The sequence below is a fragment of the Rhizobium sp. SSA_523 genome, assembly GCF_030435705.1.
Lineage (GTDB): Bacteria > Pseudomonadota > Alphaproteobacteria > Rhizobiales > Rhizobiaceae > Neorhizobium.
This window is the reverse complement of record NZ_CP129382.1, coordinates 420,926-437,611: the sequence shown is the minus strand read 5'-3', so window position 1 is coordinate 437,611 and position 16,686 is coordinate 420,926. Positions and strand designations below refer to the sequence as shown.

Below are 16,686 nucleotides of genomic sequence, written 5' to 3'. Positions count from 1 at the left end.
GACGAACGACTATGTTGATCATTGAAACGACTGCCGCTCTTGCCGACGCCTGCAGCAAGCTTGCCCAATCCGACTTCGTGACCGTGGACACGGAATTCCTTCGGGAAACGACGTTCTGGCCGGAACTCTGCCTCATCCAGATGGCCAGTCCGGATCTCGAAGTGATTGTCGATCCTTTGGCCAAGGGCCTGGATCTTGCGCCCTTCTTTGCCCTGATGGGCAATAGCGCGGTGCTGAAGGTCTTCCATGCCGCCCGGCAGGATCTGGAAATCGTCTATCACCTGGGCAAGCTGATCCCGCATCCGATCTTCGACACGCAGGTCGCCGCCATGGTGTGCGGCTTCGGCGATTCGATTTCCTATGACCAGCTCGTCCAGCGCACGAAGAACGTGCAGATCGACAAGTCCTCGCGCTTTACCGACTGGAGCCGCAGGCCGCTTTCGGAAAAGCAGCTGGATTACGCGCTGGCCGATGTGACCCATCTGCGCGACGTCTATCTTTTCCTCAAGGACCAGCTGGAGCGTGAAGGCCGCGCAACCTGGGTTTCCGAAGAGATGGCGGTGCTCGAAAATCCGGAAACCTACGACATGCATCCGGATGATGCCTGGCTGCGGCTGAAATCGCGCCTGCGCAAGCCGCAGGAGCTTGCCATCCTGAAATATGTCGCCGCATGGCGCGAGCGGGAGGCCCGCAGCCGGAATGTTCCGCGCTCGCGAGTCCTCAAGGACGATGCGATCTACGAGATTGCCCAGCAGCAGCCGAAGGACAGCGAGGCGCTGGGCCGCTTGCGCACCATTCCCAAGGGCTGGGAGCGCTCCTCCTCCGCCGGCGCCATTCTCGACGCGGTCAACACCGCTTTGGCACTGCCCAAGGCCGAGATGCCGCATGCGCCCAAGCATGTCCACACGCCCGAAGGCGCACAATCGGCCGTTGAACTCCTCAAGGTTCTGCTGCGGCTGATTTCGGAAAAGCACGGGGTGGCCGCCAAGGTGATCGCCAATACCGACGACCTCGACAAAATCGCGGTGGATGGCGAGAATGCCGAAGTGGCGGCCCTGGCCGGCTGGCGGCGCGATCTCTTCGGAGAGCCGGCCTTGAAACTGATCGCAGGATCGGTCGCGCTTCGCTTCGTCGACAAGAAGGTCGAGACTGTCGAGCTTTAAGCCGTCATCAAAGCTTCAGCAAGCCATAGTGAGACTGTCACAGACGGTATCTAGACAGAGGGCATTCATTCCCAGTGGTCAGGTGCCCCTATGTCTCGTCCTCTTCTTGCCGCGCTTGGCCTTTCGATCCTGCTGTGCAATCCAGCCTTTGCCGATGACAGGCTTTTCCCGGCCACTCTGGTCGGCCAGGCGGTCGTGCCTGCCAATAGCATTATCAAGGCACCGGCAGATGCCCCCGCCTTCCTGCAAACCTCCGGCAAATTCACCGAAAGCGGCAAGCGGACGGAAGCGCTGGGCTCCATCCCCGGCAAGGATGCGAACCGCACCACCGGGATCGCCTTGCCCTTTGCCGGCCAGCCGTTGCAGGGCTTTTCCGGTATCAAGGCCATGGCGGACGGCACCTTCTGGACGCTTTCCGACAATGGTTATGGCGCAAAGGCCAATTCCAGCGACGCCATGCTGATGCTGCACCACATCCGCTTCGATTGGGACAAAGGCAATGTGGAGCGGCTGGAAACCGTGTTCCTGTCGGACCCCGACCGCAAGGCAACTGGTCCGATCGTCCTGGAAGGCGCCGAAAAGCGCTATCTCACGGGGGCCGATTTCGATGTTGAATCGATTCAGCCGGTCGAAGACGGTTTCTGGCTGGGCGAGGAATTCCAGCCCGCCGTTCTGAAGGTCAACCGTCAGGGCGAATTGCAGAGGGTCATTCCGACAGAGGTCGACGGCAAGCCGGTCCTCTCGCCCGACAATCCCGCTTTGTCGCTGCCTGCCAATCCAACGGCGAAACTGCCGGCCTTCAACCTGAAGCGGTCCGGCGGTTTCGAGGGCCTGGCTCTATCCAAGGACGGCGCGAAGCTCTACGCGCTTCTGGAGGGGCCGCTCTATACCGAGACCGGCGCGGTCGAGCAGGTCGATGGCCAGACGGTGCTGCACATCATCGAACTCGACGCGGCAAGCGCCGGCTGGACTGGCCGCAGCTGGCTCTATCCGCTTTCCGCCGGCGGGGTCGCCATCGGCGATTTCAACATGATCGATCAGACGACGGCGCTGATAATCGAGCGGGATGGCGGCGAAGGCGGCATGCAGCAGGCCTGCGCGGATCCGAAGACACCCACACCGACCTGCTTTGCCCAACCGGCGAAGCACAAGCGGATCTATAAGATCGAGATGACCGATGACACACTCGGCAAACCCGTGCGCAAGATCGGCTATATCGACCTGATGGCCATTGCCGATCCGGACCACAAGGCAAGACAGGGCGGCAAAGACGGGCTCTACAGCATGCCCTTCGTCACCATCGAGAATGTCGACATCGTGGATGGCACACATATCCTCGTCGGCAATGACAACAATCTGCCCTTCTCGGCCGGCCGCGCCCTCGACAAGGCGGATGACAGCGAATTCGTGCTGCTGGACGTCGCGGATTTCTTGAAAGCGCGCTGAGCACGGCCCGCGGCAAGGCTGACAGAGAGCGCGCCGGGGCAAAGTCCGGCGTGCTCGGGCCAGCCGAAGCCGGCATTGCAATCCTCCCGATGGATCTCATGCCGCAAGCCGGTGCCGGCCATCCCCCGACCCCTTGCCAGCCAGCCGCCACGCCCCCGGCCCCTTGCCAGCCTCCCTCCCGGTCACTTGAGCCCCTCCTCTTGGCCCTCCACTCGCCCTCCTTTTGGCCCTCCTCTCGCCCCTCCTCTCGCCGCCCTCTCACCCCTTGCACCATCCGTCAAAGCTTCTATTCTGCTGCGGACGATGGGGCCAGCTTCACCCACATCACCCGCCACGGGGCACGGACAGGATGGCAAGATCACCGCGACTGGCGCTTCGGGGCCGACCGTTCCAATCCGGGCTGCGCTGGTCCATGCTGCTCGTCTTCATTGCCTTTACCGGCATGCTCTACATGATGGTTTTCGAGGTCGAGGGCGCCTTCTATATCGGCTCCATCTATGCGCTTGCCTGCAGCCTGCCACTGATCATCTTCGAAACCGGCGGGCTGATGCCGGGCCTTCTGGAGCGCATCCGTCGGCTCGCGACGCCTGCTTATTTCCTGTCCAGCCTCGGCATCTATTTTGTCTTGTCGGGAATAGGCTTTGCCATTAGCGGGGTGACGCTGAAGCTCACCGGGATTTCGCAAGCGAGCTGGACGCAATTGCTCATTCTGCGTCCGCCGGCCTTTCTCTATACGCTCGCCTTCCTGCTGCTCGGCCTGACAATCCTGCGGGTCCGGCAATTGCTGGGCCGGCGGGTCTTCCTCAGCCTGCTGACCGGGCGCTATCGCCATCCGGTCCAGGAGGACCGCCTCTTCCTCTTCATCGATATCGTGGGATCGACCACCTTTGCCCGCCAGCACGGCGATCTCAAGGCGCAGGAATTCATCGGCGAGGTCTTTGCAAGCTTTGCCGAACCGGTGCGCAGCCACCAGGGCGAGATCGACGACTATGTGGGAGATTGCGCCATCATCACCTGGCCGCTCAAGGAGGGGGTGGAACAGGCGCGCTGCATTCGCTGCCTCTATGCCATTCTCGACGAGATCGACCGTGAGGCCTGGTGGTGGCAGCAGCATTTCGGCCTGGTGCCGCGGCTATCGGCCGCCCTGCATGGCGGATCGATCGTCACGGGCGAGATCGGTGTGCTGCACCATAAGATCACCTATTTCGGCGATGTCGTGAATACCACGGCGCGCATCGAGGGCCTGTGCAAGACATTGCAGCAACCGGTGCTGATCTCGCAGGATCTGTTGCGCCATCTCAGCCTGCCGGCCGGCGTCGAGGCGCAGCCGCAGGGCGATCATCTGGTCAAGGGACGCAACGAGCCCCTCTCCGTCTTCGCGCTGGATCGCAGCGGCGCAAGCGCGCCCAGGCTCTCGCAAGCCTCCTGACCGCTTACTCGAATACGAAAGCGAGGCGCTTGCCTGTCAGTTTCGACAATTGCTGCAGGCGGCCATCCAGCCTTTCGCCGGAGAAATTGGCATATTCGTGCGGCACCACGAGGTCGAGATCCAGATCGGGATCGCTGGACCGGCGGAAATAGAGATTGTGCACGACGCCCGGCATCGATGCCGAGAAAAGGTAGACGACACGCAGCAGCCCGCCGAGAAGCTTGGCGAGCGACAGGAGCCGCGGGGTGGCGATCTGCGACAGCGGGCCCGTCGCGCCATCGTCATGCAGGCCCTCGAAACGATAATAATTGGCGAGTGCCAGATAGGCGCGGCCGGGATGGGTAATGCCCACCAGCGACGAATGCGCAATCAGGTTCAGCGCCTGCAATCCCCGGTAATCGGGATGCGCGCGCCAGCTGATATCGGCGAGAAGGCAGGCGGCTCGGCGGTAGCGGCCCTCCTCCTCGGATTCATCGATGCCGAACATCGGCACCATGCGGCCGGTCCATTCCGCCAGTTCGCGCGCATGTTCGGGCGAACGCGCCCGCAAGATGGCGAGCTGGTCGGCGGCCAGAAGCAGCGGATCCTTTTCCCGCTCCTCCTCCGGCAATTGCGAGTAGAGATAGCCTTCGCGCACGCCCTGCGCTGAAAACACGACCCGTGCGGGCTTCATGGCCGCCAGCACTTCCTGCATGGCGACTGCGCCGAAGGGCAAGAGCGCCCGGCGGTTCTTCGAGACCGACTGCCAGGCAGGATCCTTGGAATCCTTCGACAGAACCACCTGCTCGAGGAAGTTCTGCATCTCGTTCAGCTGCAATTCGTAGCCTTGCATCATGTGCAGCGGATATTGCGTGATCTCCATGTGCAGCTTGGCGATGTTGCGCCAGGTGCCGCCCACGGCGTAGAAGGTGCGCCCCTCGCCCTTGTCGAGGAATTTGACGTTCTTGACCTGCGTCTTGGCGAAAGCGCGTGCCTTCTGCAGCGAATTGCTGGAATATTCGGCCAGGCGGAGACCGCCGAGCGGCAAGGTGATGCCCTTGCCGAAATCCATGCCCTTGATATCGATCAGTTCCAGCGATCCGCCGCCGAGATCGCCGGCAATGCCGTCCACGCCGTTGAAGCCGCTGATGACGCCGAGCGCGGAATAGAGCGCCTCCTCCTCGCCGGACAGGACCTGCACGGGATGCCCCAGAATGGCCTCTGCATCGGCAATGAATGCGGGTCCGTTCGAGGCTTCGCGGGCCGCCGCCGTCGCCAGCACGAAGATCCGCACCGCCCGGGCCTGGTCGGATAGCGCCTTGAAGCGCCGCAAGGCCTTCAGCGCCCGGCTGACCGCTTCCTCTTCCATCCGGCCGGTGGAACCGAGCCCGCGGCCGAGGCCGCACAGCACCTTTTCATTGAAAAGAATGGTCGGGGATCGGGACAGATCCTCGTAGATCACCACGCGAACGGAGTTCGAACCGATGTCCACTACGGAAACAGGTGCGCTTCCGGGGAGACGCCCCTGTGCTTCAGATCGTACCATACGTCACTATTTCTTGCGCGCGGAGATGAGGCCCGCGATGAGTTTCGGTGCGCTTGACTTCAATGCTTCCCCCCGGCCGGACAGGCTGGGATTGGTCATGAAATACTGCTGGGCGTTGAAAGGTTCCTCTCCCTGGCGAACTTCCAAGCGCCGCGACGTTCCATCGGGCAATATCTCGTAGCTTTGCTGGTTGTCAATCAAGTTGCCCAGCATGATCTGCGACAGGACCTGTTCATGCACCGTCGGATTGAGGAGCGGCACCAGCGTCTCGACGCGCCGGTCGAGATTGCGCGGCATCATGTCGGCGGAGCCGATATAGACCAGCGCCCGCTCCGATGGCAGGCCGTAGCCATTGCCGAAGCAGAAGATGCGGCTGTGCTCGAGAAAACGTCCGACGATGGATTTGACGCGGATATTCTCCGAAAGGCCCGGGACCTGCGGCCGCAGGCAGCAGATGCCGCGCACCACCAGATCCACTTCGACGCCGGCCTGGCTGGCACGGTAGAGCGCATCGATGATATCGGGATCCACCAGCGAGTTCATCTTCATCCAGATGGCCGCCTGACGCCCTTCCTTCGCGTGGACGATCTCTTCCTCCACATGCCGCAGAATGCGGGACCGTAGCGTATAGGGAGAGACGGCAAGCTTCATGCTTTCTTCCGGCTCGCCATAGCCGGTGATGAAGTTGAAGACATTGGCCATGTCGTGGGCGATCTTCGGATTGCAGGTGAAGAAGGACAGATCGGTATAGATCTTGGCCGTGACGGGATGGTAATTGCCGGTCCCCAGATGGCAGTAGGTGCGCAGCTTGCCATCCTCGCGGCGGACCACCATCGACATCTTGGCATGCGTCTTGAGCTCGATGAAGCCGAAGACGACCTGCACGCCGGCACGCTCCAGATCGCGCGCCCAGCGGATATTGGCCTCCTCGTCGAAGCGCGCCTTCAGCTCCACCAGCGCCGTCACGGATTTGCCCATCTCGGCCGCATCGATCAACGCCCGCACGATCGGGCTGTCGTTGGAGGTGCGGTACAGCGTCTGCTTGATCGCCAGCACATCCGGATCGCGCGCCGCCTGGAGCAGGAACTGCACCACCACGTCGAAGCTTTCGTAAGGGTGATGGACCACCATGTCCTTCTCGCGGATGGCGGCCAGGCAATCGCCGGCATGCTCGCGCACCCGCTCGGGGAAGCGCGCATTATAGGGCTCGAAGCGCAGATCGTCGCGCGGCGCCTTGGTGATTTCCGACAGCGTGTTGAGCGCCAGGAGCCCCGGCAGGACGGCCACGCGATTGTCCGGCACGCCCAGTTCCTGCACGACGAACTGCCGCAAGGATGCCGGCATTTCCGAATCCGTCTCGATGCGGATCACCTTGCCGCGGCGGCGCCGCTTCAGCGCCGTCTCGAAGAAGCGCACCAGATCCTCCGCCTCTTCCTCGACCTCGATATCGCTGTCGCGGATGATGCGGAACGTCCCCGCGCCCTTGACCTCGTAACCGGGAAAGAGCCGGTCGATGAACATGCTCACCACATCTTCCAGGGTGATGTAGCGGATCGTCGGGCCCTCGTCCGGCAGGCGGATGAAGCGGTCGAGCGTCGGCGGCAGACGCAGGAGCCCGGTCATCGGCTCGCGCCCGCTCTTGCTGTCGAGCTGCAGGCCCATGGAGAAGCCGAGATTGGGAATGAAGGGGAAAGGATGGGCCGGATCGATGGACAGCGGCGTCAGGATGGGAAACAGGTCATCCTCGAAATCGGTCGCGAGCCACAGGCGGTCTTCATCCGACAGCGCGGCCGGACGAACGATCAGGATGTCTTCCTTGGCCAGATATTGCTGCAAAACGGCAAGCGAGGCCTGCTGCTCCATCTGCAGATTGTCGATTTCCTTGAGGATTTCCTCCAGCTGTTCGGCCGGCGTCTTGCCGTCCGGGCTGCGTACGACGATTCCCTGCCGGACCTGGCCTTCCAGTCCCGCCACGCGCACCATGAAGAATTCGTCGAGATTGGCGGCGGAAATGGACAGGAAGCGGACGCGCTCGAGAAGCGGATGCTCGGTGTTGAGCGTCTCCTCCAGCACCCGCCGATTGAACTGCAGCCAGGAAAATTCGCGGTTGATGAACCGCTCGGGACTGGACAGGAGATCCGCACCGTCCTGGCCGCGTGCAGCGCCAATGGCCGCCAGCGCCGCATCCTGTGCTTCAGACAATTGATCCATCCTCGTTCCCTTCCCGAAATAAAGCCACCGCCCAAAGCAGGTATCGACTATTCCATGGGCCCGTACATGTTTTCAACGACGGAACCGTGACAGTCAATCGCCGCCATCCTGCGCGGAGAGACTGTGCAGAACTTCGGCCGCCAAAGCGCGCGTGATGCGTGTGCCCCGCGACAGGGCCAACCGATCCAGCCGCTCGACGATTCCGGTCGCCGCCTGCATGGATCTTTCCATGCGCGAGACGATGAAAGCGACGAGGCGGTCGTCGATGGAGAGCTGCCGGTCGGCAAAAAGCTTGATGATCACCTGGCCGAGCAGGTCCTCATCCGGTTCGCCGATCTCGATGACCGTCGCCGCCTTCAGGCGCGACCGCAGGTCCGGCAGGCTGACCGGCCAGGACATCGGCCAGAGCCGCGCGGTCATCAGAAGCGTATGGCCGTTCTCGCGCACGCTGTTGATGACATGGAAGAGTTCATTGTCGTCGAAGCCGGCACGGTCGGCATCCTCGAAGAGAACCGGGCCTTCGGCAGCCATGGAGGCCGCCTCGCCGCCCGCCTTCGGATCGATGGTTACGGCCTTCGCCTTGTCCCGCCAGATCTGCGCCAGATGCGATTTGCCGCAGCCGGCCGGCCCGGTCAGGATCACGACCGGCGCCGGCCAGGCCGGCCAGGCATCGATCATGGCAAGCGCCGCGCTCACCTGCGGTGCGACGAGAAGATCGTCGCGCCCGGTTGCTGCGTCATGATTGAGGGCCAGCGGCAATTGCTCCGCCGCCGGCCGCCTGCGTGTATCCTTCGTCTCGTTCATGCGTCTGTCGGAGGTTCTTTGAGGGCCTTCGCCTCGACATCCGCCGTTTCGTCCCAGGGGAGCGCGGCGGAATGACCGTAATAGATGTCACTTTGAAGATAGCGCGACAGGGCAAAGCGGACAAGCACGCCGACCACAGCCGCCGCCGGCACCGCAATCAGCAGGCCGACAAAGCCGAACATGGCGCCGAAGGCCAGGAGCGCGAACATCAGCCAGACCGGATGCAGGCCGACGCTGGAACCGACCAGCTTGGGCTGCAGGATATTGCCTTCGATGAACTGGCCGGAAAAGAAGACAGCCACGACCGCGATGATCCAGGGATATTCGGGCCAGAACTGCATCAGCGCGATGCCGACCGACAGAACGAGGCCGACCAACGATCCGATATAGGGGATGAAGCTGATCATTCCGGCGACGAAGCCGATCAAGAGGCCGAAATTCAGACCCACGATCGACAGGCCCACGGCGTAATAGACGCCGAGAATGAGGCAGAGCGAACCCTGGCCGCGAATGAAGCCGGAAACGGCATCATCCATTTCCCGGGCGAGCTGGCGGATGGTGACCACCTGGTCGCGCGGGATCCAGCTGTCGACCTTGCCGACCATGCGGTCCCAATCGAGCAGGATGTAGAAAGCGACGACCGGGGTAATGATCATGAGCGAGATCACGTCGATGATCGTCTTGCCGGAATTCCACAGCTGGCTGAGCAGCCCGCCGAGGAAGCCGGCGCCTTCGGACATGACGCTCGAGAAATTCTCCTTGGCGGTCTCGATCTGGCTGACCAGCCATTTCGGCAGGAAGGAATTTTCCGGGCTCGCGATCAGTTGCTGCAGCTTTGTCACATATTCCGGCAGGATCTGCGCGAACTGGTTGAACTGGCTGATGATCAGCGGAATGACGATCATCAGCGCGAGCGCAAACATCAGGACGAAGCCGATGAGGATGACGATCGTGGCCATGAGCCGCGAGAGCCCGCGGCGTTCCAGCCAATCGGCCACCGGATCGAGGAAATAGGCCAGCGCCATGCCGGCGACGAAGGGCAGGAGAATTGTGCGGAACGCCAGCAGAAAGGCGATGAACAGCACAAGGGCGCCGAGCCAGAACAGGACGTAGCGACGAAGTCGCGCACCGCTGATATGATAGGCCATTGGGGATCCTTGCGCTTCAGGTGATGGCGACAGGCATGGCGTGTCTTCACGACAAGGTCAAGGCAGGCTCGGATTTTGCGCAACGCGGACCGGGAGAGCTTGGAAAACCGGGCCGATTTGGTGCGCGAGCCTTGCATCTGGCGACACTCCGTGCAATGGCGACGCTTCTTCCAGGACGTGGCTCTCGGACATGCGGAGACGGGCAATGAGCGATACGGGCAAGAACGGTCTGACCTACAGCGACGCGGGTGTCGATATCGATGCCGGCAACCTGATGGTGGAAAAGATCAAGCCGGCCGTCCGCTCGACCCGCCGCCCCGGCGCCGATGGCGAGATCGGCGGCTTTGGCGGCCTGTTCGACCTCAGGGCCGCCGGCTTCACCGATCCGGTTCTGGTGGCTGCCAATGACGGCGTCGGCACAAAGCTCAAGATCGCCATCGATGCCGGCCGCCACGATAGCGTCGGTATCGATCTGGTTGCCATGTGCGTCAACGATCTCGTGGTGCAGGGCGCCGAACCCTTGTTCTTCCTCGACTATTTCGCCACCGGCAAGCTCGATCCCGAACAGGGTGCCGCCATCGTGCTCGGCATCGCCGATGGCTGCCGGCAGGCCGGCTGCGCCCTGATCGGCGGCGAAACGGCCGAAATGCCCGGAATGTATTCCGATGGCGATTACGATCTTGCCGGCTTTGCCGTCGGCGCCGCCGAGCGTGGCCAGTTGCTGCCGACCGGCGACCTGATGGAGGGCGATGTCATTCTCGGCCTCACCTCGTCCGGCGTGCATTCCAACGGCTTCTCGCTGGTGCGCAAGATCGTCACGCTCTCCGGGCTCGGCTTCGACGCCCCTGCCCCGTTTGCCGAGGGCAAGACGCTTGGCGAAGCCTTGCTTACGCCGACCCGCATCTATGTGAAGCCGCTGTTGAAGGCGATCCGCGCCACCGGCGGCATCAAGGCGCTCGCCCATATCACCGGCGGCGGCTTTCCCGACAATATTCCGCGGGTTCTGCCCGACAATCTGGCTGCCGAGATCGATCTCGACAGCATTCCGGTGCCGCCTGTCTTCTCCTGGCTTGCCAAAACCGGCGGGGTCGCCGCGCAGGAAATGCTGCGCACCTTCAATTGCGGTATCGGCATGATTGCGGTCGTCTCCGCCGCCAATGTCGCGGCGGTGACCGAGAGCCTCTCGGCGGACGGCGAAATCGTCGTGCCGCTCGGCCAGATCGTAGGCCGCGCCGAGGGCGCCGCCGGCACGCTCTACAAGGGCACGCTTGCTCTATGAGCCCGGCCAGAAAACGCGTCGTCGTCCTGATTTCCGGCAGCGGCTCCAATATGGAAGCGCTGGCCGAGGCCTGTTCGGCTTCGGATTTCCCGGCCGAAATCGTCGGCGTGATTTCCGACAAGGCCGCGGCCGGCGGTCTTGCCAAGGCAGAAGCCCGCAACATTGCAAGCCTTGCGCTGGAGCGGAAGGACTATGCCAGCAAGCCGGAGCACGAGGCCGCCGTTCTTCAGGCGCTGGCCGAGCTGAAGCCGGATATTATCTGCCTTGCGGGCTATATGCGGCTGCTTTCGGCCGAATTCATCCGGCCCTATGAGGGTCGCATCCTCAATATCCATCCTTCGCTCCTGCCGCTGTTTGCCGGTCTCCACACCCATCGGCGGGCGCTGGATGCCGGCGTCCGGGTAACCGGCTGCACGGTTCATTTCGTCACCGAGGGCATGGATGAAGGGCCCTGCATCGCCCAGGCGGTCGTGCCGGTTCTGCCGCAGGACACCGAAGACAGTCTTGCCGCCCGCGTCCTGACAGTCGAGCACAGGACCTATCCGCTGGCCCTGCGCCTGGTGGCGGAAGGCCGGGTGCGTATGGCTGCGAATGGCCGGGTCGAGCGCGACGGAGCCAATGTCGGCGCCGAGGAAATGCTGATCAGCGCCTGAGGCTTTTTCAACGTCTCTCCGTGATCCTATCGCGCGATCAGAGGCGGCCGGCAAGAAACCGGTCATGCACGACCATGCCGCAGATCATCGCCACAACGAAGATGACGGGTGCGAGATAGCCCATGGACAGGGCCGCGAGCGCCGGTCCCGGGCAGAAACCGCCGAGCCCCCAGCCAATGCCGAACAGGGCCGAGCCCAGCAGGAGCTTCGCGTCGATCGAGCGATTTTCCGGGATCTGGAAGCTGTCGGCCAGCACCGGTCGCTGCATCCGCCGAACCACAAGCATGCCGGCCATGGCCACCAGAACGGCGCCGCCCAGAACGAAGATCAGGCTTGGATCCCAGGCGCCGAAGAGATCAAGGAAGCCTTGGACGCGGGCCGGGTTCAGCATGCCGGACAGCGCCAGGCCAAAACCGAACAGAGTGCCGCAGAGGAGCGCGGCAAGCGGTTGCGCATAGCGTTGCATCAGAGGCTCCCCCGCATCAGCGTCACGGTGACGATGCCGGCCGCCAGAAAGGTGACGACGGCGGCGATCGAACGCGGCGACAGGCGCGCCAGCCCCAGAATGCCGTGGCCGCTGGTGCAGCCGGACCCCATGCGCGTTCCGATGCCGACCAGCATACCGGCCAGGATGGCAAGCGGCAGACCGGCCGTGATCGTGACCTGCGGCCAGCTTCCGCTGGCCGATCGAAAGACCACCGGACCAAGCACGAGGCCGAGCACGAAAGCACCGTTCAGAAGCGGCGATCCGCCCTGGACGAACCGCCCGAGAATGCCGCTGATGCCGGCAATGCGGCCGGTTAAAACGAGGTAGAGGATGGCCGAGAGGCCGATCAGCAGCCCGCCGGCCAAGGACGGAAGATAAGGGGTCATCTTGCTTGGTCCTCGCTGCAGAAGATGGCAAACAAGGCGGCCATCAGGTCTCTCGTCTTCGTCTGGCTCAATGCGTAGAAGATTTGCTTACCCTCCCGGCGCGTCTCGACAATGCCCGCCGTCCGGAGGACGGTCAGCTGCTGGGAGAGCGTCGGCTGACGGACCTGAAGTTTCTCCTCCAGTGCGCCGACGGAAAATTCCCCCTCGACCAGCGCGCAGGCGAGGATCAGGCGGACAGGATGGGCCAGCACTTTGAGATGGCCGGCCACTTCCGCAGCGCGCTCCTGGAGCGCGTCCGTATTTCCCATGAGCAGGGAGGGCGAATGCACGTGATTCATCATGGTCTGAAGCGCCTGCTGCAATACAATATACGCTTTAATATAATGTATATCGTCTAATCGTTCAAGCGGCACGACAGCCCGTCCGGCGAAGGGTCCGGCGCCGGAGCGCGAAAAAAACCGCCGGCGCGATGTGCGACGGCGGGTCTTTCTTCATGGAGGCCGTGATCCGGCGATGCGGACTGCGCTCAGCTGCGCAAGAAGGTCATGAGGTCCTCGGTGAGTTTCTGCTTGTGAGAGGCGAAGAGACCATGCGGTGCGCCATCATATTCGACCAGCCGTGCTCCAGGAATGCCGGCCGCCGCAGCGCGTCCAGCCGCATCGATCGGAACGGTCTCGTCGCCCGTGCCGTGGATGATCAGCGTCGGAACCTTGAAATGCGCAAGATCGGGCCGGAAATCGGTCGTCGCAAAAGCCTCGGCGCAGGCCAAAGTCGGCTTCAGGCCCGCCATCATTGCCTGGTTGAAGGACCAGTCGATCACCGCGTCGCTGACCGAGCCGGTGAACATGCCAACACCGTAGAAGGTCTTGAAGAAGGACTGGAAGAAGGCTGCGCGGTCCTCCATCATGCCCTTCGTCATCTCGTCGAAGGTCGATTGCGGCGTGCCGTCCGGATTGTCCGGCGTCTTCAGCATGAAAGGAACGACGGAGGCGATGAGCGCCGCCTTCGAGACATTGCGGCCACCATGGCGCGACATGTAGCGCGCGACCTCGCCGCCGCCCATCGAAAAGCCGAAGAGAGCCGCATCCTCGGCGCCTGTGGCCGCGAGGACATCGGCCAGGTCATCCGACAGCGTATCATAATCATACCCGTCAAAGGGCTGATCGGACCGGCCGAACCCGCGACGGTCATAGGAGATCGCGCGGAATCCGGATTGCGCGGCCTGCATGGCGAAATCGTCCCAGGTATCGCAGGTCAGCGGCCATCCGTGCAGGAGCACGACGGGTCGGCCACGCCCCCAATCCTTCACATAGAGTTCGGTGCCGGAGCGTGTCTTGATCTTGGTCATGCGAGGTCCTCGGTTTGGGGGACCGGGGAAACGCCCTAACCCTTGCAACTGTTCCGGCCGTCAGCCGAGGCGGTCGCGGTTCAGGGCCGCCCAGTGCAGCAGCATGATGGTCTTGCCGTCGCAGATCTCGCCGCTCTCGATCATGGCAAGCGCCTTTGCGAGGGGGATTTCCAACACTTCGATATCCTCATGCTCCTCATCCAGCCCGCCGCCTTCGGAGACGCGGTCGGTGGTATCGATCGTGGCGGCGAAGAAGTGGATGATTTCGGTCACCGCGCCGGGCGACATGAAGCATTTGAACAGGAAACGCACATCCCTGACCTGGTAGCCGGTCTCCTCGACCGCCTCCCGACGAATTGCTTCTTCGGGATGATCGCCATCGAGAAGCCCGGCCGGCGTCTCGATCAGGAAGCCGTCATGGCCATTCTTGTAGGCCGGCATGCGGAACTGGCGCACCAGAACCACGAGATCGCGCTTGGGATCATAGAGCAGGATTGTCGCCCCATTGCCGCGGTCATAGACCTCGCGGTTCATCCGCTCGGTCCGGCCCTTGCTGTCGGTATAATCGAAGGTCACGCGGTGCAGGTGGTACCAGTTGTCGGACAGCAGCTTTTCGTCGACAATGGCGATTGTTCTGCGCTTAGCCGTATTCATGCTTCTGCTCTCTTCAGCCAGACCCGGTTGTCATGCACGGCGGCTCCGCCGTAAGGCGCGACCGGATCGGCACCGGTCAGCACATTGATGCCCTCGCCGTCCAGATGCGATGCGTTGGGCCAGAGCCCTTCGGCGATCAGCACGCCGCGCCTTGCGGTTGCCGCGATCCTCACATGGATGCGGAGATCGCCGCGGCGGTTGCCGATGCGAACAATGGCGCCGTCCTCGAGGCCGTATGCGGCGGCATCCTCCGGATGAACCATGACCTCCGGGCGTCCTTCCTTGTCGCGGGAGGTCTTGGTTTCCGCAAAGGTCGAGTTCAGGAAGTTGCGCGCCGGCGAGGTGGCAAGACGGAAGGGATGCTCGGCATCCGCCAGTTCGATCACATCGACCTGGTCCGGGAAGGCCGGCAGCGCCGTATGCGGACCGAGCGGCCCGATGCTGGCCGGCGTCTTGTTCGGCGAAGGGCCGTTCTGCCAATCAGGGCGGAAGCGGAACCGGCCATCGGGATAACCGAAACCGTTGAGGTAATGCGACTCGTCAAAGCCCGGCTGGCAGTCGATCCATTTGTCGACCAGCAATTGCTCATAGCCGGGATAGCCATTGGGCAGCAGCATGCGGTCGATATGCTCGCGCTCGCTCAAGCCAAAGCCCGGATAGTGATCGACACCCAGCCGCTTGGCCAATTCCTCGACGACGAAGAGATTGGTGCGCACCGTTTGCGGCGGCTCCACCAGCTTCGGCCCGAGCAGGATGTGGTTCTGACCGCCCGCCCGGTAGAGATCGTCATGCTCCACGAACATGGTGGCCGGCAGCACGATATCCGCCACTTTGGCGGTATCCGTCATGAATTGCTCATGCACGGCGACGAAGAGATCATCGCGCAGGAAACCCTGCCGCACCAGCCGCTGTTCGGGCGCGATATTCATCGGATTGGTGTTCTGGATCAGAAGTGCTGTGACCGGACCGCGTTGGCGCAGCGCAACCGGATCGCCGGTGAGCACGCGGCCGATCTGCGACTGGTCGAGCATGCGGATCTCCGGATCCATATAGGCCGTGCCCATCAGCTCCCGCTTGTCGAGCCTGAAGAGCTCGCCATTATTGTGAAAGGCGCCGCCTCCTTCATATTGCCAGGATCCCAGGACGGTTGCGACCGACAGCGCGGCATGCATGGCCACCGTGCCGTTGCGCTGCCGGGTGAAGCCGTAACCCAGCCGGAAAAAGGTCTTCCTTGTGGTGCCGACAAGCCGGGCGAAGGCCTCGATCTCCTTCACCGGCACGCCCGTGATGGCGGCGGCCCATTCCGGCGTCCGCGACCGAAGATGCGCTTCGAGCCCGGCCGGATCATCGGCATATCGGGCCATATAGGCGCGGTCGGCATGGCCGTCGCGGAAGGCCACATGCATGACGGCGCAGGCCAGCGCGGCATCGGTGCCGGGCTTTAGTACGATCTTCACATCCGCCTGCTTCATCGTCGGACTGTCATAGATGTCGACGACAACGATCGTCGCGCCGCGCTCCTTGCGGGCCTTGATCGCGTGGGTCATCACATTGACCTGGGTCGAGACCGGATTGGTGCCCCAGATGACGATGCAATCGGATTTGGCCATTTCGCGCGGGTCGGGGCCTCTGAGCGCACCTGTTCCCATCACATAGCCGGTCCAGGCCATATTGGTGCAGATCGAGCCGAAAAAGCCGGAATAGCGTTTGGCATGGCGCAGGCGCTCGATCGAATCGCGCTGCACCTGCCCCATCGTGCCGGCGTAGAAATAGGGCCAGACCGCCTCGCTGCCATGCCGGGCCTCGGCCTTGACAAAGGCCTCGGCGATCTCGTCGAGCGCGGCATCCCACGAGATCTCCTGCCAGCTCCCCTCGCCCTTGGCGCCGCTGCGGCGCTTCGGCGTCAGCAAGCGGTCGGGATGATAGAGGCGCTCGGCATAGCGGGCGACCTTGGCGCAGACGACGCCTGCCGTATAGCTGTTGGCGCTGGAGCCGCGGACGCGGCCTATCCTGCCGTCGGCGGTCAGATCCACGTCGAGCGCGCAGGCGGAGGGACAGTCATGCGGACAGACGGTGTGGCCAGTGGTGGGGCCAGTGGTCGGGCTGTCGAGGTTTTTCAGGGAGATCGGGGTCGCAAGGTTCATGTCTTTCCT

15 protein-coding genes are annotated in these 16,686 nt (G+C 63.0%); 5 read left to right on the top strand and 10 right to left on the bottom strand.

All coding sequences use genetic code 11. From position 1 onward, the window contains the following. Positions 1–17: 17 nt before the first annotated feature. The 3 genes from rnd to QTJ18_RS10350 all read left to right on the top strand — a co-directional run bounded on the left by rnd (position 18) and on the right by QTJ18_RS10350 (position 4,038). Positions 18–1,163, top strand: a complete 1,146-nt coding sequence (gene rnd, locus QTJ18_RS10360) for a ribonuclease D (RefSeq protein WP_252751896.1) — start codon at positions 18–20, stop codon at positions 1,161–1,163. A 90-nt stretch (positions 1,164–1,253) separates the two neighbouring features. Beyond that, the gene (locus QTJ18_RS10355; protein WP_252751496.1) at positions 1,254–2,609 is read left to right on the top strand and encodes an esterase-like activity of phytase family protein; all 1,356 of its coding nucleotides are present in this window, start codon (positions 1,254–1,256) and stop codon (positions 2,607–2,609) included. Between the two features lie 349 nt (positions 2,610–2,958). Then, positions 2,959–4,038, top strand: a complete 1,080-nt coding sequence (locus QTJ18_RS10350) for an adenylate/guanylate cyclase domain-containing protein (RefSeq protein WP_252751497.1) — start codon at positions 2,959–2,961, stop codon at positions 4,036–4,038. Positions 4,039–4,042: 4 nt separating this feature from the next. On the opposite strand, the gene ppx is transcribed toward QTJ18_RS10350, so the two are convergent. The 4 genes from ppx to QTJ18_RS10330 form a co-directional block, all read right to left on the bottom strand. Continuing rightward, positions 4,043–5,563 (bottom strand): exopolyphosphatase, encoded by a 1,521-nt coding sequence (gene ppx / locus QTJ18_RS10345; RefSeq protein ID WP_252751498.1) that lies wholly within the window; start codon positions 5,561–5,563, stop codon positions 4,043–4,045. Between the two features lie 6 nt (positions 5,564–5,569). After that, positions 5,570–7,741: an RNA degradosome polyphosphate kinase gene (locus tag QTJ18_RS10340; RefSeq protein WP_354669060.1), complete on the bottom strand. Its 2,172-nt coding sequence runs from the start codon at positions 7,739–7,741 to the stop codon at positions 5,570–5,572. A gap of 126 nt (positions 7,742–7,867) precedes the next feature. After that, on the bottom strand, positions 7,868–8,578 hold the full coding sequence (hdaA, locus tag QTJ18_RS10335; RefSeq protein ID WP_252751500.1) for a DnaA regulatory inactivator HdaA: 711 nt from the start codon (positions 8,576–8,578) through the stop codon (positions 7,868–7,870). Then, complete coding sequence (locus tag QTJ18_RS10330; RefSeq protein WP_252751501.1) at positions 8,575–9,726, bottom strand: AI-2E family transporter; 1,152 nt, start codon at positions 9,724–9,726, stop codon at positions 8,575–8,577. Before QTJ18_RS10330 ends, hdaA begins: the two co-directional genes overlap by 4 nt. Positions 9,727–9,931: 205 nt before the next feature. Between QTJ18_RS10330 and purM the strand changes: the two genes are divergently transcribed. Beyond that, the gene (gene purM / locus QTJ18_RS10325) at positions 9,932–11,005 is read left to right on the top strand and encodes a phosphoribosylformylglycinamidine cyclo-ligase (protein WP_252751502.1); all 1,074 of its coding nucleotides are present in this window, start codon (positions 9,932–9,934) and stop codon (positions 11,003–11,005) included. Next, on the top strand, positions 11,002–11,658 hold the full coding sequence (purN, locus tag QTJ18_RS10320; RefSeq protein WP_252751503.1) for a phosphoribosylglycinamide formyltransferase: 657 nt from the start codon (positions 11,002–11,004) through the stop codon (positions 11,656–11,658). The genes purM and purN overlap by 4 nt, the downstream gene beginning before the upstream one ends. A gap of 37 nt (positions 11,659–11,695) precedes the next feature. Here the strand turns inward: purN and QTJ18_RS10315 are convergent, their stop codons facing one another. From QTJ18_RS10315 to QTJ18_RS10290, 6 genes are all read right to left on the bottom strand, one after another. Continuing rightward, positions 11,696–12,124 carry a YeeE/YedE family protein gene (locus QTJ18_RS10315; protein WP_252751504.1) on the bottom strand — a complete coding sequence of 143 codons (429 nt, stop codon included), beginning with the start codon at positions 12,122–12,124 and terminating at the stop codon, positions 11,696–11,698. After that, positions 12,124–12,531 carry a YeeE/YedE family protein gene (locus QTJ18_RS10310; protein ID WP_252751505.1) on the bottom strand — a complete coding sequence of 136 codons (408 nt, stop codon included), beginning with the start codon at positions 12,529–12,531 and terminating at the stop codon, positions 12,124–12,126. The genes QTJ18_RS10315 and QTJ18_RS10310 overlap by 1 nt, the downstream gene beginning before the upstream one ends. Beyond that, positions 12,528–12,872 (bottom strand): ArsR/SmtB family transcription factor, encoded by a 345-nt coding sequence (locus tag QTJ18_RS10305; RefSeq protein WP_252751506.1) that lies wholly within the window; start codon positions 12,870–12,872, stop codon positions 12,528–12,530. Before QTJ18_RS10305 ends, QTJ18_RS10310 begins: the two co-directional genes overlap by 4 nt. Positions 12,873–13,057: 185 nt before the next feature. Further along, positions 13,058–13,879, bottom strand: coding sequence for an alpha/beta fold hydrolase (locus tag QTJ18_RS10300; protein ID WP_252751507.1), 822 nt, complete (start codon positions 13,877–13,879; stop codon positions 13,058–13,060). Between the two features lie 60 nt (positions 13,880–13,939). Then, on the bottom strand, positions 13,940–14,533 hold the full coding sequence (locus tag QTJ18_RS10295; RefSeq protein ID WP_252751508.1) for an NUDIX domain-containing protein: 594 nt from the start codon (positions 14,531–14,533) through the stop codon (positions 13,940–13,942). Then, positions 14,530–16,677 (bottom strand): molybdopterin-containing oxidoreductase family protein, encoded by a 2,148-nt coding sequence (locus QTJ18_RS10290; RefSeq protein WP_252751509.1) that lies wholly within the window; start codon positions 16,675–16,677, stop codon positions 14,530–14,532. The genes QTJ18_RS10295 and QTJ18_RS10290 overlap by 4 nt, the downstream gene beginning before the upstream one ends. Between the last annotated feature and the right edge of the window lie 9 nt (positions 16,678–16,686).

Coding starts and splice junctions, on each gene's coding strand:
- QTJ18_RS10355 (WP_252751496.1), top strand. CDS start 1,254: ATGTCTCGTCCTCTTCTTGCCGCGCTTGGCCTTTCGATCCTGCTGTGC.
- QTJ18_RS10350 (WP_252751497.1), top strand. CDS start 2,959: ATGGCAAGATCACCGCGACTGGCGCTTCGGGGCCGACCGTTCCAATCC.
- ppx (WP_252751498.1), bottom strand. CDS start 5,563: ATGGTACGATCTGAAGCACAGGGGCGTCTCCCCGGAAGCGCACCTGTT.
- hdaA (WP_252751500.1), bottom strand. CDS start 8,578: ATGAACGAGACGAAGGATACACGCAGGCGGCCGGCGGCGGAGCAATTG.
- QTJ18_RS10330 (WP_252751501.1), bottom strand. CDS start 9,726: ATGGCCTATCATATCAGCGGTGCGCGACTTCGTCGCTACGTCCTGTTC.
- purM (WP_252751502.1), top strand. CDS start 9,932: ATGAGCGATACGGGCAAGAACGGTCTGACCTACAGCGACGCGGGTGTC.
- purN (WP_252751503.1), top strand. CDS start 11,002: ATGAGCCCGGCCAGAAAACGCGTCGTCGTCCTGATTTCCGGCAGCGGC.
- QTJ18_RS10315 (WP_252751504.1), bottom strand. CDS start 12,124: ATGCAACGCTATGCGCAACCGCTTGCCGCGCTCCTCTGCGGCACTCTG.
- QTJ18_RS10310 (WP_252751505.1), bottom strand. CDS start 12,531: ATGACCCCTTATCTTCCGTCCTTGGCCGGCGGGCTGCTGATCGGCCTC.
- QTJ18_RS10305 (WP_252751506.1), bottom strand. CDS start 12,872: ATGATGAATCACGTGCATTCGCCCTCCCTGCTCATGGGAAATACGGAC.
- QTJ18_RS10300 (WP_252751507.1), bottom strand. CDS start 13,879: ATGACCAAGATCAAGACACGCTCCGGCACCGAACTCTATGTGAAGGAT.
- QTJ18_RS10295 (WP_252751508.1), bottom strand. CDS start 14,533: ATGAATACGGCTAAGCGCAGAACAATCGCCATTGTCGACGAAAAGCTG.
- QTJ18_RS10290 (WP_252751509.1), bottom strand. CDS start 16,677: ATGAACCTTGCGACCCCGATCTCCCTGAAAAACCTCGACAGCCCGACC.